Origin of the sequence: Streptosporangium sp. NPDC006930, from assembly GCF_040635605.1 — a bacterium.
Taxonomy (GTDB): Bacteria; Actinomycetota; Actinomycetes; order Streptosporangiales; family Streptosporangiaceae; genus Streptosporangium.
The window spans coordinates 109302-124369 of record NZ_JBEYID010000017.1; the positions used below are offsets into that span (position 1 = coordinate 109302).

11 protein-coding genes are annotated in these 15068 nt (G+C 72.0%); 6 read left to right on the plus strand and 5 right to left on the minus strand.

Annotation, left to right across the window (positions count from 1 at the left end; all coding sequences use genetic code 11):
- Positions 1–150 precede the first annotated feature (150 nt).
- Positions 151–780 carry a YigZ family protein gene (locus ABZ664_RS27310; RefSeq protein ID WP_362515762.1) on the minus strand — a complete coding sequence of 210 codons (630 nt, stop codon included), beginning with the start codon at positions 778–780 and terminating at the stop codon, positions 151–153.
- A gap of 43 nt (positions 781–823) precedes the next feature.
- Positions 824–2746, minus strand: a complete 1923-nt coding sequence (locus ABZ664_RS27315; RefSeq protein ID WP_362515766.1) for a sigma-70 family RNA polymerase sigma factor — start codon at positions 2744–2746, stop codon at positions 824–826.
- A 383-nt stretch (positions 2747–3129) separates the two neighbouring features.
- Between ABZ664_RS27315 and ABZ664_RS27320 the strand changes: the two genes are divergently transcribed.
- The 4 genes from ABZ664_RS27320 to ABZ664_RS27335 all read left to right on the plus strand — a co-directional run bounded on the left by ABZ664_RS27320 (position 3130) and on the right by ABZ664_RS27335 (position 8045).
- Positions 3130–4542, plus strand: a complete 1413-nt coding sequence (locus ABZ664_RS27320) for a DUF1996 domain-containing protein (protein ID WP_362515769.1) — start codon at positions 3130–3132, stop codon at positions 4540–4542.
- Positions 4543–4649: 107 nt separating this feature from the next.
- The gene (locus tag ABZ664_RS27325; RefSeq protein WP_362515773.1) at positions 4650–5249 is read left to right on the plus strand and encodes a DUF305 domain-containing protein; all 600 of its coding nucleotides are present in this window, start codon (positions 4650–4652) and stop codon (positions 5247–5249) included.
- Positions 5246–6622 carry a ferredoxin reductase family protein gene (locus ABZ664_RS27330; RefSeq protein WP_362515775.1) on the plus strand — a complete coding sequence of 459 codons (1377 nt, stop codon included), beginning with the start codon at positions 5246–5248 and terminating at the stop codon, positions 6620–6622. The genes ABZ664_RS27325 and ABZ664_RS27330 overlap by 4 nt, the downstream gene beginning before the upstream one ends.
- A gap of 436 nt (positions 6623–7058) precedes the next feature.
- Complete coding sequence (locus ABZ664_RS27335; RefSeq protein WP_362515777.1) at positions 7059–8045, plus strand: sulfotransferase; 987 nt, start codon at positions 7059–7061, stop codon at positions 8043–8045.
- Positions 8046–8126: 81 nt separating this feature from the next.
- Here ABZ664_RS27335 and ABZ664_RS27340 read toward each other — a convergent pair whose 3' ends face one another.
- From ABZ664_RS27340 to ABZ664_RS27350, 3 genes are all read right to left on the minus strand, one after another.
- The gene (locus tag ABZ664_RS27340; RefSeq protein ID WP_362515779.1) at positions 8127–9017 is read right to left on the minus strand and encodes a hypothetical protein; all 891 of its coding nucleotides are present in this window, start codon (positions 9015–9017) and stop codon (positions 8127–8129) included.
- A gap of 415 nt (positions 9018–9432) precedes the next feature.
- Positions 9433–10755 carry a lanthionine synthetase LanC family protein gene (locus ABZ664_RS27345; protein ID WP_362515782.1) on the minus strand — a complete coding sequence of 441 codons (1323 nt, stop codon included), beginning with the start codon at positions 10753–10755 and terminating at the stop codon, positions 9433–9435.
- A 126-nt stretch (positions 10756–10881) separates the two neighbouring features.
- Positions 10882–11718: an inositol monophosphatase gene (locus tag ABZ664_RS27350; protein ID WP_362515784.1), complete on the minus strand. Its 837-nt coding sequence runs from the start codon at positions 11716–11718 to the stop codon at positions 10882–10884.
- Positions 11719–11848: 130 nt separating this feature from the next.
- Here ABZ664_RS27350 and ABZ664_RS27355 point away from each other — a divergent pair, with 130 nt between their 5' ends.
- Together ABZ664_RS27355 and ABZ664_RS27360 are read left to right on the plus strand one after the other, a co-directional pair.
- A complete protein-coding gene (locus ABZ664_RS27355; RefSeq protein WP_362515786.1) occupies positions 11849–12586 on the plus strand; it encodes a GntR family transcriptional regulator in 738 nt (245 codons plus the stop codon).
- A 150-nt stretch (positions 12587–12736) separates the two neighbouring features.
- Positions 12737–15013 carry an AAA family ATPase gene (locus ABZ664_RS27360; RefSeq protein WP_362515788.1) on the plus strand — a complete coding sequence of 759 codons (2277 nt, stop codon included), beginning with the start codon at positions 12737–12739 and terminating at the stop codon, positions 15011–15013.
- Positions 15014–15068: the final 55 nt, after the last annotated feature.

Sequence of the window (15068 nt, forward strand, 5' to 3'; positions counted from 1 at the left end):
TGGCCGTCGGCCGGCACCGTCCCCCCATCCGAGTGTGACCCATCCCACATTTATTGCCGACGGGAACGGCGCGTGTCGAGGGCTTTCACGGGGAAAGGGCACCGCCTTCCACCCGGATCCGGCCTGCGACAGGCACAGGACGGGCGCGGGTCAGGTGTCCCTGAGGTGGACCGCCTCGCCCGGCTCGATCCCGGCGCGCCCCGCGGTCAGCGTCGCGACCCAGCCGGGGAAGGCGGGAAGATCCCGCTCGCGCACCGCGACGCGGAAGCCGACATCCGCACCGTAGAGGACCTCCCTCACCTCGTACGGCGAGGCGTGCAGGTCGTTCTCCAGCCGCCCGGCCCTGACGTGGTCCACGGTCACGGTCATGACCCTGGCGGGCACCATGCCGACCAGCGGCGTGAGGTCCAGCGTCTTACCGACCGACGAACCGTACGCGCGGACCAGCCCTCCGGCGCCGAGTTTCACCCCGCCGAAGTATCGGGTGACCACCGCCACCACGTCGGCGACACCCCGGCGCAGCAGGGTCTCCAGCATCGGGGTCCCCGCGGTGCCGCCGGGCTCGCCGTCGTCGTCGGCCCGCTGGACCCGGCGGTCGCCGCCGATCACGTACGCCGAGCAGTTGTGCGTGGCGTCGCCGTGCAGCCGCCTGCGGGTGGCGACGAACTCCTTCGCCGCCTCCTCGGAGGAGACCGGGCCGACCGCGCACAGGAACCGGGAGCGCTTGATCTCGATCTCGTGTTCCACGGTCTCCCGCGGAGTCAGGTACGGGTCGGGCACCCGGCAAGGCTATCCGTCCGAGTGCCGCCCAGGGACAGGAGGCTCAGCGTGCCGCCTGGAAGGCGCGGCCGGCGCGGGTGGCGGTCCCGTCGCCGCGGAACAACCCGCTGCCCGGCTCGGTCTCCGAGGAGGGCAGGCCGAACCAGGCGTAACGTCGCACGTACGGCAGGGAGGCCAGCATCCTGGTGGAGGCCGTGACGAACGCGGCCTGCTGGGCGTCACTGGCATAGCGGGTGCCGTTCGAGAAGTCGATCAGGGCATACTCGGTGAGCCAGATCGGCTTGCGGTAGCGCTGGTACACGGCCTGGATGTACGACTTGAGCTGGTTCACCGCGGGCTGAGTACGGAAGTCCGCCCCGTACCAGTGCAGCGCGATGAAGTCGACGCGGTAGTCCCGCTCCTCGGCTCCGGACATGAAACGGTCCAGCCAGCCACCCGGGGTGTCGGCACCGAACGCGACGGAGGGGCTGCCGAGCACGCGGCCCGCGGACATGAGTTCCGGCCAGAGCGACAGCGCCTCCTCCACGGTCATGTTGGCCTGCTCGGGCAGGTCGGGCTCGTTGAAGGCGAGCAGATAGGGCCCGGCACGCCTCGCCTGGGCGAGGTTCTCCGGCGTGACGCTGCCCGCTCCCCAGATCATCGGGACGAACCCGTCCGCCTTGGGACCGGTGACGCCCTCGCGGCGCGTGGACCAGGTGTAGTACCAGCTCGCGCCGGACTTCGCGAAGGCCGAGCTGAGGCCGGGCATCTTCCACACGCCCACCCCCTTCCTGGAGGAGGTCACGACCGCGGGCGGCAGGGGCGGCGTGGGGGTGGGCGTGCGGGAGGCCTGCCTGCGGCTGGGAGCGGGGGACGGGGAGGGGGTGACGGTGCGCGCTGACGGCGTCCGCGACGGGGGCGGCGACGGCGAGACCGTCCGCGCGGGCACGGCGAGCGAAGGAGCGGGCTCGGGAGCGGGAGCCGTGAACTGCCCGAACACCAGGACGCCCGCGACGACGACGGCCACCGCGCCGCCGATCGCGGCCGGGGCGGAGGGCAGGGAGGCCGACAGGCCCGTCCGCGCCGTCTCGGTCGTCTCCAGGGCGTGCGCGGCGCCGTGGGAGGTGGCGTGCGCCACCGCCTCGACGGCGGGGGGAGCGGCCTGGAGGTGGTGCAGGGCGAAGCCGACGGGGACGGGCAGCAGCGGCAGCCCGCTGAGCAGCCGGTCGATGGGCAGCAGGCCCGCGGTGTGCCCCTGGCAGACGGCGCAGTCGCGGATGTGCCGGGCGAAGCGTTTGCGCCACAACGGGCTGGGGACGCCGTCCCAGTTCGCGGTGAGGGCGTCGCGCCCGGGGCATCCGGAGTCGGCGCGCAGCGCCCGCACGATGGTGCGCGCCGTCTGGACCTGCTCCTTCATCCGCTGGACGCGTACGGCGGTGTGACGCCCCGACAGGCCGAGGGCTCCGGCGAGGTCGGCGCGGTCGAGCTCGCCGGTCTCCTCAAGCCACCACAGGGCGAGGAGCGCCTGGTCGTCGCCGTCCAGCCAGCGGGTGGCCTCGGCGACCTCGCGGCGCTGGTCGGTGAGCCCGAGCCTCAGGATGGTCACAGCGGCGAAGTCCGAGGCGGGGTCGGGCACCTCCTCCGCGGTGTCGAGGTCCGCCCTGCGGTGCTGGGTGGTCCTGCGATCCTGCTCGTGGTCGCGCACCTGACGGACGGTGATGGCCACCAGCCAGGACCGGTAGGCCTGCGGGTCGCGCAGGTCGGGCAGCGCGCGGACGACCCGGAGGAACGTCTCCTGGACCACGTCGTCGACGTCGGTGTGGCCGTTCAGCGCTCGCCCGACGATGTTGTAGACGAGCGGGAGGGAGTCGGCCACCAGCGCGTCCAACGCCTGCTGGTCCCCGTCGCGTGCGGCGGCCACCATCGCCGTGTCGGGTCCGTCCCTGCCGGTTCCGCGCATCGCACTCCGCTTCCTGTCGCCGTCCACGGTCATCGCCCCCGCGCCGCTCCGGGCGGCAGGCAGGGACGATTCTCTCCATAACCCCACATAGCGGAAGACCAACGAGCCCCCTCTACGGAGACCGGCGGCAGGTCAGGGAGACAACAAAAATTTTCTCCGTCCTTTTTCTGAGATTTCCTGAGATTCCCCGGGATTTTTTGTTGTCGCCCGTCCCCCCGCCGGTCTCCAGTCCAGGAGCAGAACACGCCCGGCGCCGGGCGTGACGGCGAAGGAGGCTCGTGACGGTGACACCGCGAAGGCGCACGGTGACACCGCTGTCCGCTGACACGCCGGGCCACGAGCCGGTCCGTCCGAGACGCCGTCGACCATCACGTCCACCACAACTCCATCCCCCTAAGGACCTCATCCACATGAGTGAGACCGTTCCGAACACCACGGCCCCCGGTCGCAGATCGAGCGGGCGAGTCCATCGCCTCGCGCTCGCCGGCACCCTCGCGACCGTCCTGGGCGTCTCCCTGGTGAACGGCGTCACCCCGGCCGGCGCGGCCGAGGCCCCGCTGTCGCAGAGCGGCAAGGCCACCGCCTCCTCATCCGAGAGGGGCGACCTGTCCCCCGCGGCCACGATCGACGGCAAGGAGAACACCCGCTGGTCGAGCGCCTTCAGTGACCCCCAGTGGCTCCAGGTCGACCTGGGCGCGTCCAAGGCGATCAAGAAGATCGTGCTGAAGTGGGAGAACGCCTACGCCACGGCCTTCACGATCCAGACCTCCTCCGGTGGAGGCCAGTGGAAGACGATCCACACCACGACCGCGGGCAAGGGCGGCGTGCAGACCCTGAACGTCTCGGCCACCGGCCGCTACGTCCGGCTCAACACCACCAAGCGCTCCTCCCAGTACGGGGTCTCGCTGTGGGAGTTCGAGGTCTACGGCACCGGCTCGGGCACCGCCACCCCCAGGCCGAGCGCCACCCCGAGCGCCACCCCGACCAGGCCGACCCCCACCACCACCGCGACCCCGCCGGCTTCCGGCACCAACCTGCCCAAGGGCCCGGTCCCGCCCGGCGCGGTGCGGGTGGCGGAGTTCCTCGCCGAGTGCCCCTACACCCACCGGCTGCCCGACGACCCGATCGTGATGCCGGGCCTCGCCGGCGGGTCGCACATGCACAGCTTCTTCGGCAACACCTCCACGAACGCCGACTCCGACATCAAGAGCCTGCTGAAGGGCGGGACCACCTGCAGCCCCAAGGCCGACCTGTCCTCGTACTGGGTGCCGACCCTCTACAGCAACGACAAGCCCGTCGAGCCGACCGGCACCACGTTCTACTACCTGGGTGAGGGCATCAAGGACGAGCTGATGGCCCAGACCCGGCCGCTCCCGCTGGGCCTGCGCATCGTGGCCGGCAACGCCAAGGCGACCGGTGTCAACGACCCCACGAGCAGCTCGCGCTGGTCGTGCCTGCACGCCGGCGAGGTGGGCTCCTCCAAGAACTTCGTCAACTGCCCGGCAGGCAAGATGCTGGAGTCCTACCTGGACTTCCCGCACTGCTGGAACGGCAAGGACCTGGACTCGCCCGACCACAAGAGCCACATGTCCTATCCGGTCAACGGCGCCTGCCCGACCTCGCACCCGGTGATCGTGCCCAAGCTGCGCCAGGTGCTGCGCTACCCGGTCAGCGGCGACCCGGCCAAGTTCCGGCTCTCCTCGGGCCCCGGATACACCATGCACGCCGACTTCTTCAACGCCTGGCCCGAGGCCGAGATGGAGCGCCGCGTGCGTGACTGCATCCGCCCGATCGTCAAGTGCGGCGCCGACGGCACCCCCTGAGACGACAGGTGATCGCTTTCAGGCGTAAGACACACCGTCCGGCCTGAACAGGGCGAGGCCCCACACACCGGGCCTCACCACGGGAGCGGCGTGAGCGGAGGAGCGACATGAAGGCGTCCACGATCGGCGCGACGGTACTCGTCGTGCTCACCGTGCTGCTGGTCTCACGATGTGTCGCCGCCGAGCCGCCGACCCATTCGGCCGCGAATCACCCGTCGTCACGAAGCGGACCCGACGCGCTTCCCACACCGACCGGAAGCGCGCCGGGCTCCTTCAACGGCACCGACATCGCGTGGTTGCAGTTGATGATCCCGATGACCGAGCAGGCGGTACGCCTGCTGGAGCTGGCCCCCGGCAAGACCTCGAATCCGAAGATCACGCGATTCGCCGAGGAGAACGTCGCCGATCACCGTACGACGCTCGGAAGGTTGCGCGACCTGCTGCGGAGGTCCGGGGTGCCGGAGAGCGACGAGCACGAGGGGCACGACATCCCGGGCATGGTGATCCCCGACGACTTCGCGGCCCTGAGACGGGCCGACGGCGCCGCGTTCGACCGGCTCTTCACCAGGGACGCGCGCGAATATCTCACGCAGTCGGTCCTGGTCGCGAAGGGCGAGCAGAAGTCGGGCTCCGACCGGGAGACCAGGGCGTTCGCCGCCACCCTGGAGAAGGACCACGGCGACCGGCTCACCCGGCTGGGGCCGTGAGAGGCCCCGCCCCCGCCCCCGGCACGCGCGCACGGCGACGCGCCGCCGTCCGGCCGCCCGCGCGCCGGGCGCGGCCCTCCCTGGTCCTCGCCCTCGTCTGCGCCGGAGCCGTCGCGGCGACCGCGACGTGCTGGTCGGACATCACCTCGGTCTCCGGGGTCGCCGGGGCACTGGCCTGGGCGGGCAGGCTCACCGGCATGCTCGCGGGCTACGCCTGTGCCGTCCTGCTGGGGCTGATGGCCCGCGTTCCCGCGCTGGATCGCGGGGTCGGAACCGACCGGCTGGCCCGCTGGCACGCGACGGGCGGCCGCCACACCATCGTCCTGTCGGCGGCCCACATGCTGTTCGCCGTCGCGGCCCATGTGGCACGGTCCGGCACAGGCGTGTTCGAGGGGACCGCGGAGCTGATCCTGGACGGCCCGGCCATGCTGGAGGCGACGGTCGCCCTCCTGCTGCTGACCGGCGTCGCGTTCGTCTCGGTGCGCGAGGTGCGGCGCAGGATGCGGTACGAGACCTGGCACTACCTGCATTTCATCACCTACGGGGCCGTTTTCCTCGGGTTCGGTCACCAGCTCACCGGGCCGGACCTCGCCGGCGGCGTCGTCATGAGGGTGTTCTGGTACGCGCTGTATGCCTCCGTCGTCGCCCTGCTGGTCTGGTATCGCTTCCTCACCCCCGTCCACCGTGCCCTGCGCCACCGGCTGCGGGTCGCCGAAATCCGCAGGGAGTCGTCCACCGTGGTGTCGGTCTACCTGACCGGGGAGCACCTGGACGAGCTGGGCGCCGAACCCGGCCAGTTCTTCCGTTGGCGGTTCCTCGCCCCTGGCATGTGGTGGACGGCCAACCCCTACTCGCTGTCGGCACCCGCCAACTCCCGCTTCCTGCGGATCACCGTCAAGGGCGTCGGCGACCACAGCGGCGCGCTGGCCGGGCTGCGGCCCGGTACCCGCGTGTGGGCCGAGGGTCCCTACGGGGCCCTCACCGCCGCACGGCGCCGCAGGCCGCAGGTTCTGCTGGTCGGCGGCGGCGTGGGGATCAGCCCGCTGCGCGCGCTCTTCGAGACGCTGCCCGGCGAGGTGACCCTCGTCTACATGGCGCGCCGCGACGAGGAGCTGATCCTCCGCGACGAGCTGGACGCCATCGCCGCCGTGCGCGGCGCAACGATCCACTACACCGTGGACGAACTCACCGGATCGCCGGGCGGGCGGAGCGTGCCGCTGACCGGGCGCGCCCTGCGGGCCCTGATACCCGGTCTGGCCGTCCACGACGTCTATCTGTGCGGCCCCTCCGGGATGACGGTCGCGGCACGCCACGCCCTGCGCCGCGCGGGCGTGCCCGGCCGGCGCATCCACGTGGAGTCGTTCGACTTCTGAGGTCGGGCCGGGTCGCGGCGACGACCTCGCCCGGCTCCGGTTCGGCTTTTTGACATCCTCCCCCACCTGAAGGCGGGGGATTCCGAAGGCAACTACCCCGCAAGGAGGAGATCGCGGTGACCGCGGTGTTCGCGCCGTCGGCTTTCGCCGATCGCCGCCGCGACGTGACGGCACCGTCCGACGACGCGCCCGCGCCGCCCACCTCGGAGCAGCGCGACAAAACTCCTTCGCAGTGGCGAAATAGCGGAAAAGAACTCGGTGTTCACCGGGCGGGACAGGCCTCTTCGCATCATGACCTGGAGATAAGTGCGATGAGTGAAATCTCCACCATTGGGAACTCCCCTGGGTCACGGCGATCGCACGAGCGGGTGCTTGCCTTCGCCCGAGAAAGGGCTATATTTACCAATAATCATAGTAGGGATTAAGGGTAATAACGATGCCCCTGCCGAATTTCCTCACGATCGGTGCTCCGAAAGCCGGGACCACCGCCCTGCACGCCGCACTGGCCCGGCACCCGGGACTGTTCATGTCCCCGGTGAAGGAACCGAAGTTCTTCCTCAGCGACGGCCCGCCGCCGACCAGGGGGGGACCTGGCGACGCCCAGACCTACCGCGAGCACGTCTGGCGGCGCGAGGACTACGAGGCCCTGTTCACGGCGGCACCGCCGGGCACGCTCACCGGCGAGTCGACCCCGTTCTATCTCTACGACCTGGCGGCGCAGCGGCGCATCAGGGAGACCATCCCCGACGCCAGGCTCATCGTGGTGCTGCGCGACCCGGTGGAGCGCGCCCACTCCAACTGGACCCACCTGTGGTCGGCCGGGCTGGAGCCGATCGGCGACGTGGTCCTCGCCTGCGCCGAAGAGGCGCGGCGGATCAGGGCCGGCTGGGCGCCGTTCTGGCACTATCGCGGGCTCGGCAAGTACGGGGAACAGCTCGCACACCTGTTCACCCTGTTCCCCCGCGAGCAGGTGCTCGTCTACCGCTACCGTGACCTGGTCGACCGCCCCGCCGAGACCCTCGACCGGATCTTCCGCTTTCTCGGGCTGGAGACCGGCGTGGTCACCGAGGTCCCCAGGGAGAACGTGACCGCCCACCCGGAGCCGACCCGTGGGCACCGGATGCTGTCGCGGGCGCTGCGCGTGGGATCGTCCGTGGGACGTTTCCTGCCGTCGCGGGTGAGCGTGGCGCTGACCGACCCGCTGGAGCGCAGGCTGCAGGAGCGGGCCCGCTCCCGCCAGCCGCTCACCTGGGACCAGCGGGAGAAGCTGATCCCCTACTTCACCGAGGACGTGGCACTGCTGCAGAAGGTGACCGGCGAGGACTTCAGCGACTGGCTCCGCCCCCGCGAGCGCTCGGGCGGCCTGGTGGGCACCCGCCCCAACGGCCAGCGCCAGGCGCGCAACGGCCGCCCCCAGGCGTAGCGGGACGCCCCGGGGCGCAGCTAAACCATCTTTGCCGGACGGTCCCGGGCACTGTGGCACGCCCGGGACCCCGTGCCGTGGTCAGCGCAGTTCGGTGCGGAGCTCGTGCGCCCCGTCCGCACGGGTGTACTCGTAGTAGAGCCGCCGCCCGCCGCCCGGCAGATCCACGATGTCCAGGTAGCGAAGGCCACCGCCCGCGTACGGCGAGACCCCGACGGGCTCGGTGCCGAGAGGGGTCAGCTCCGCCGGGTCGGTGCCGACCGCGACACCGGTCTTCTCCTCGTAGTTCTCCGCCGCGGTGGCCCTGCCGTCGTAGAAGGCCACCACCCTGTCGCCGAGGAAGCGGACCGCGGCCACCCGCGCGCCCCTGGCGTCCCAGGTGCCGGGACGGCCGCTGAGCGCGGTGCCCTGCCAGGTCCACTCGATGCCGTCGGCACTGGTGGCGTAGTCGGTCACCATCTGGTCGGCCTCGTGGGCCTCCTCCAGCGGGTGGCAGGAGGCCCACAGGTGCCAGAGGCCGTCCCGCAGCACGATCACCGGGTCCTTGACGCCGGTCTTCGGGTCGCCCGGCAGCACGACCCGCCGCTGCGAGGCCTGGAAGCCGGACGGGTCGTCGGCCTCCAGCACCTCGACCCGCCAGTGCTTGGTGTCGTAGGTGGCGCAGCTGAGGTAGAGCCTCCAGCGTCCCTCCGGCGTGCGTACCAGGGTGGGCCGCTCCAGCGACTCCGTGTCCATCTCCTCCCTGCCGATCGTGAGCAGGGTCTCGAACCGTTCACCGTCGACGGAACGGGCGACGGCGACCGCGTAACCACGGCCCTCGCCGACGGGACGGCGCAGCCGGTAGGCAAGGTAGACGAGCCCGTCGCTCGCCACGGCGCTCGGTGCACCGGCCCAGTGGCCGGCGCCCGGCTGTGCCGGTTCGATCGCGACGACGGAACGGTCGGGGTCGGGAAGGAAGTCCTCGATTGTCACGAGACCGAGATTAGGCATGCCTTGCGCAACACTCACGGAGAATCACCAATCATCATCACGAGCTTTGTCACCCCTTGACGGCCAAAGGGCAGATCATCCCTGGTTTCTCCGGCGCGAGGGGCGCCGGTGGCCGCCACCCTCCGCGACCGGGTCGGCACGATCGGGCGTACCGGGGGTGACACGGTCCGGGGTGCCGGGACGGCGCCGGAGACGTGTCCGCGGCGCCGGGCCCGGTGGAGGCCTCGATGCCCGACCGTACAGGGTTCGGAGAGCTGCGCGGACGCGGCAGGCCGGGGACGCGTCCTCCGCGCCACCCGGCCGTGGACCCGCACCGTGCCCTCCGCGCCACGGCGGCCCTTCTTCACGCTCGCCCACGGAAGCGGTCGGCTCACCGGCGACGCGCCTTCCATGATCGTCAGGAGCGGCGGAGCGTCGCGCTCGGCAGCGGGATCGCGGGGAACGGATTGTCCGGCGGCAGGATGAGCCGCCTCGCCTCCTGCGGGCGGGCGGTGGCGTCCAGGTGCAGGAGTGCGGCCCCGACCCCCGCGGCCCCGACCATGTAGCCGGTGTCGGCGGTGACCTCCCAGGGGCGCAACCGCCGGTAGGCCTGGTACCAGCGGGTGCCCCTGCCGTCGTGGCCGGTGGCCCGGCCGACCAGGTTCTCCCCCAGTGTGCGGGCGAACTCCAGATGCCGGCTGTGGCCGGTCGCCGCCCAGAGTCCCACGAACAGCTCCACCAGACCGGCGGTGCCGCAGCACTGGCAGGCCGAGTTCCAGGAGCCTCCGCTCTGGTCGGCGGGGGCGCCGCTGCGGACGATCCCCCTCGCCAGCCGCTCGGCCCAGTCGAGATCCCCGGCATCGCCCGACACCCGGTGCAGCTCGTAGAACATCCGGGCGACCCCTGCCGAGCCGGAGCAGAAGCCCAGGTAGTGCAGGTCGCGGCCCTGCGGGATGTGGTGCGGCACCAGCGCGCACCGCTCGCTCACGGCGCTGACCGCGCGGACGAAGTCGGCCCCCCTGCGGGAGGCGCCCAGGAAGGCGCTCTCACCGGTCACGCCGTACAAACGGGCGAGCAGGAAGGCGGTACCCGCGGTGCCGGACAGGAAGCCGGGGGTGACCGCGTCCAGGGGCAGGTCGGCGCAGGCGCCCTCGCCGAAGCGGTGACCGGGGACGACGAGCGTGGCGATGCGGGCGCCGGCCTCGACCGCGACCTCCTGGTAGGCGGGCACTCCCAGGATGCCCGCGGCGTGCAGCAGGCCGAGGATGATCCCGCCGTCGCCTCGCTGCGCGGGGTCGCCGGTCCAGCCCAGGCCGCCGTCGATGGGGCGGGCGCTGCGCACGATGCGGTCGGCGACGGCGCCGGCCTCGACCTCGAAGCCACCCTCGCCGGTGGCCCAACCGGTCTCGGCGAGGGCGAACATCACTCCGGCCAGGCCGTGGTGGAGGGAGAGGTCGGCCTGCTCCCGCCAGGTGGCGACGAGGTATCGGGCCCCGGCCGTGGCGTCGTCGAGGTAGCCGTCGTCTCCGGTGGCGGCGGCGAGTTCCAGGAAGAACAGGATGATCCCGGCCGCCCCCGAGTACAGCGAGAGGGGGTGGTCGGGCATGGCGGCCCGGCCTCGGGGGTCGGGATTGGCCAGCCAGTGTCGTCCGCGTTCGTCGTCCACGGCCGCGGAACGGATCCAGCGCGCGACGCCGACCGCGGTGGCCAGCGGGCTCTCGGCCTCCGGCTCCAGGCTCATGGCGGCTCCTTCGTACGGCGAGACAATCATTTTACCTGTATTTCCTACAGGATCAATAGGTAATCCGATCACCGACACGCGGAACCTGCCCCGCGCGAGGGTCGACCATGCGGGCCCTTGGCCGGCTCACCCCGGCCCGCCGGCGCTTCGGACCGGGCGGTCGTGAAGGAGCAGCTCGCTCATGACCGATCCCGCCAGGTCGAAGCCTCCGACGTGGGCGAGGTAGCCGCCGGCCTCGAAGACCGACCCGTCCAACGGGATGAAGACGCCTCCCGCCCGCCGGACGAGCAGCGACCCCGCCGCCATGTCCCACGGACTGACCCTACTGCCGTAGGCGACGTCCGCCCACCCGCCCGCGACGTACGCCAGCTTGAGCGCGGTGCTGCCCGGACGGCGCGTGGAGGCGAACGCCTCCACCATCCTGCCGAACCGGCGCAGCGTCTCCTCCCCGCCCTCGGTCACCTCCCGGGGAGTGGGATAACTGGTCAGCAGAACCCCCTCCCGGTCACGCGCGGCGCCGGTGCTGCGCAGCTGCGCGCCGTTGCACCAGGCACCTCCCGGAGCGGCTCGGAACTCCTCGTCGCGCACCGGGTCGTACACCACCCCGGCGACCACCTCGTCCCCGACGGCCGCGGCGATCGACACGCAGAAGAACGGCAGCCCCGCGGCGAAGTTCGCGGTCCCGTCGATCGGGTCGACGTACCAGCGGATCTCGCCCGAACCCGTGCTGCCACCCTCCTCGCCGATGACCGTGCTCCCCGGGACACGCCTGTCGATGACCTCTCGGATGATCTCCTCCGCGGCACGGTCGTGCTCGGTCACCGGATCGTGGAAGTCGCTCTTGGTCTCGATCGCGGGACGCGACCTGAACGCCCCGCGGAGCCGGTCGCCCACCGCGCGGGCGGCCTCGACCGCGACGGCGGACAGCTCCGTCGCGGTGCTCTGATCCCTGCGCTGATCCATGCTTCCTCCAGTGGCGCGAACGACGGCGCGAACAATGGTCCCTGCCCCACCGGCCAGGACCCGGCGGTTTTTGTCAAGACATTCTGATGTCCGCTAGCCTGACGGCGCGGCGTGTCAACCGGGAGGGCGAATGACGCAGCTCGCCATCGATCTCGACCGGTCCAGCCCGGTCCCGCTCTACTTCCAGGTGGCCGAGCAGATCTCCGAGGCCATCCGCCGCGGTGATCTGCCCCCGGGGTCGCGTCTCGACAACGAGATCCTGCTCGCCGGTCGGCTGGGCCTGTCGCGGCCGACCATCCGCCAGGCGATCCAGTATCTGGTCGACCAGGGCCTGCTGGTGCGCAAGCGAGGCGTCGGCACCCAGGTGGTGCACGGCCAGGCCAGGCGTTCCATCGAGCTGACCAGCCTCTACGACGACCTTCGCAGGGCCGGCCAGGAGCCGGCCACCAGGGTACTGCTCCTGGGTCCGGCTCCGGTGGGCGAGGATGTCGCCGCGACCCTCGGCGTCGCGCCCGGAACCGAGATGCTCCGCCTGGAGCGGATCCGCTACGCCACGGGGGAACCGCTCGCCCTGTTGCACAACTGGCTGCCCTGCGGGCTCGCCCCGCTGACCGCCGAAGGCCTTCGGGAGCACGGGCTGTACGAGACGCTCCGCGCCTCCGGGGTGCGGATGCGCGTGGCGAACCAGCGCATGGGGGCGCGGGCGGCCACGGCGGCCGAGGCGAGGCTGCTCGGCGAGCGGCGTGGGGCGCCGCTGCTCACGCTGATCCGCACCACCTACGACGACCAGGGCAGGGCCGTGGAGCACGGCTCCCACCTCTACCGGGCCTCGCACTACTCCCTGGAGGTCACGCTCATCGAGCGCTGACCGGGCGACGGGCTCCCCAAGGTCAAAACTGTGCCAAACCACCGGTGCGCAATGGTGCCCGACGCGTGATGATTCATCCCTTGGGGATGTCATATGCGTAATCACCGCTCAGGAAGCCCGCCTGTATGACGCCAGATCCGAGACAAGACCATGCGCGGCCGGAAAGATGAGTGGGCGGCGGCCCTCGCCCTGCTCGAAGGCCTCGCGTCCACGACCGGGAACGTCATGCTCGTCGAGGGCGAGCCGGGGATAGGCAAGTCGCTGCTACTCGCCGAGGCCGCGGGCGCCGCGGGCGCGCGTGGGATGTCGGTGGCGGGCGGCCGGGCCGACGAGCTGGGACGGCTCACCCCCCTGGGGCCGCTGCTGTCCGCGCTTGAGGAGTCACCGACGACTCCGATGCCCCTGACCAGGAGTTTCTTCCCCGACGGGCCGGAACTGCTGCTGTGGCTGGCCGAGCAGGTCCGTATTTCACTGGAGAGGAGACTCGCCTCGGGGCCTTTGCTGGTGATCCTTGACGATCTCCAGTGGGCCGACCCCGCCACGATCATGGCCCTGCGGACGATGCCCTCGCGGCTCGCCTCGCGCCCGGTGGCATGGCTGCTGGCCCGCCGCAGCGCCCCGGCCGGCGGCGACGCGGGCCGGCTTTTCGACCTGCTGGAGGAGGAGGGGGCCACCCGGACCATTCTGCGCCCCCTGGACGAGGGCGCGGTGGCAGAGGTCTCCGCCGACATCCTGGGCGCGCCACCCGGGCGGGAACTGGCGGCGCTGGCCGCCCAGGCCGCCGGCAACCCGCTCCTGCTCTCCGAGCTTCTCACCGGGCTACGCGAGGAGGGCGCCGTCCTGGTCGAGGACGGCGTCGCCCTACCGGCCGGGATCACACCCGCCCAGGCGGCGCTGCCCTCGCGCCTGCACGACGCCGTCCGACGCCGCCTGGACGAGCTCGGCACCAGGACCCGCTATCTACTGGAGGCCATCGCGGTGCTCGGACGCTCGGTCACACCGGCGTACGCGGCCAGGATGCTCGGCGAGACCCCGGCCGCGTTGCTCCCCCCGCTGGAGGAGGCACTCGCGGCCGGTGTGCTCGTGGCCACCCCTGACGAGCTGACGTTCCGCCACGAACTGGTGTGGCGGTCGGTCGTCGACAGGGTGCCCTCACCGGTGCGCCGGGCGCTGCGGGAGCAGGTCGAGCGCTCCACCGCGCCCCCGTGGGGCGGCGACGGCGGGAGACTTCTGGACCTCGCCCTGCTCGCGTGGAACGAGGGCGACCTCTCTCGCGGGCTGGACCTGGCGCGCGAGGCCGTGGAGCGACCGGTCCGCGGCCCGCACCGGCAGCCGCGGGCGGTGCTGGCCACGATGCTCATCGACCTCTGGCTGCTGGACGAGGCGGAAGCGGCGACGGAGATCGCCGCCGCGGAGGCCGACGCCGAGGGTGAGCCCTCGTGGGCCGCGGAGATCCCCGCTCTACGCGCCCGACTGGACCTGGCCACGGGCAGGATCGGCGCAGCGATCAAGCACGCGGAGGTCGCCCTGACCGCCGCCGAGGCCTTGGAAGCCCCGATTCTGGTCTCCTCGGCCCTGTCGGTGCTCGGCACCGCGTCGCTGCGGTCGGGCGACCTGCCCGGGGCCGTCAGGTACATGGAGAGGGGCCTGGTCAGGCCGGCATCCGGCATGCCGCCCGCACGGCTGCGATCGGAGCTGGTGGCCGCACGGATCAGGGAGGCGCGCGACGGCGCCGCGGGCGGCATGAGCTCGCTCGGCGGGGTCTACGACGCGCTGCCCCTCCACCTCGGCGCACTGACCGGCGAGTCCGCGGCCGCGGCGTGGCTGGTGCGGGTGGCGATGACCGTGAACGACCGGCGCAGGGCCGACGCCGTGGTCGACGCCGCCGAGGACGTCGCCTCCCGCAATCCCGGCCTGTCCAACCCGTCGGTCTCCGCCGACCACGCGCGAGGGCTACGGGAGGGTGACGCCGAAGCGCTGGGCCGCGCGGTGGCCGGGCACATCGATCCCTGGGCGAGAGGATCGGCGGCGGAGGACCTCGGGGTGCTGCTGGGGGCGGACGACGGCCACAGGGAGCTGACCGTGGGGAGCCTGAAGACCGCCCTGACCTGCTACGGGGCCGTGGAGGCCGCCCGGGACGCGGCGCGGGTGCGGGGCAGGCTGCGGCGTCTGGGCGAGCGGTGCCGCCACTGGGTCAGGACCGACCACCCCACCTCGGGGTGGGCCAGCCTGACCGGCACCGAGCAGGCCGTCTGCGATCTGGTCTCCCAGGGGCTGACGAACCGGCACGCCGCCAAGCAGATGTTCATCAGCGAGCACACCGTCGCCTTCCACCTGCGGCAGGTCTACCGCAAGCTGGGTATTCACTCGCGGGTCGAGCTGGCCAGGCTCGCGGCGCAGGAGAGCGGCCACCGGCGTCCTGGCTGATGTCCTCCCCGCCGAGGGCGGGACGTGGTTCCGGTATCGCACGACATCCTGATGA

Coding starts and splice junctions, on each gene's coding strand:
- ABZ664_RS27325 (WP_362515773.1), top strand. CDS start 4,650: ATGAAGGCGTCCACGATCGGCGCGACGGTACTCGTCGTGCTCACCGTG.
- ABZ664_RS27350 (WP_362515784.1), bottom strand. CDS start 11,718: ATGGATCAGCGCAGGGATCAGAGCACCGCGACGGAGCTGTCCGCCGTC.
- ABZ664_RS27335 (WP_362515777.1), top strand. CDS start 7,059: ATGCCCCTGCCGAATTTCCTCACGATCGGTGCTCCGAAAGCCGGGACC.
- ABZ664_RS27345 (WP_362515782.1), bottom strand. CDS start 10,755: ATGAGCCTGGAGCCGGAGGCCGAGAGCCCGCTGGCCACCGCGGTCGGC.
- ABZ664_RS27355 (WP_362515786.1), top strand. CDS start 11,849: ATGACGCAGCTCGCCATCGATCTCGACCGGTCCAGCCCGGTCCCGCTC.
- ABZ664_RS27360 (WP_362515788.1), top strand. CDS start 12,737: ATGCGCGGCCGGAAAGATGAGTGGGCGGCGGCCCTCGCCCTGCTCGAA.
- ABZ664_RS27320 (WP_362515769.1), top strand. CDS start 3,130: ATGAGTGAGACCGTTCCGAACACCACGGCCCCCGGTCGCAGATCGAGC.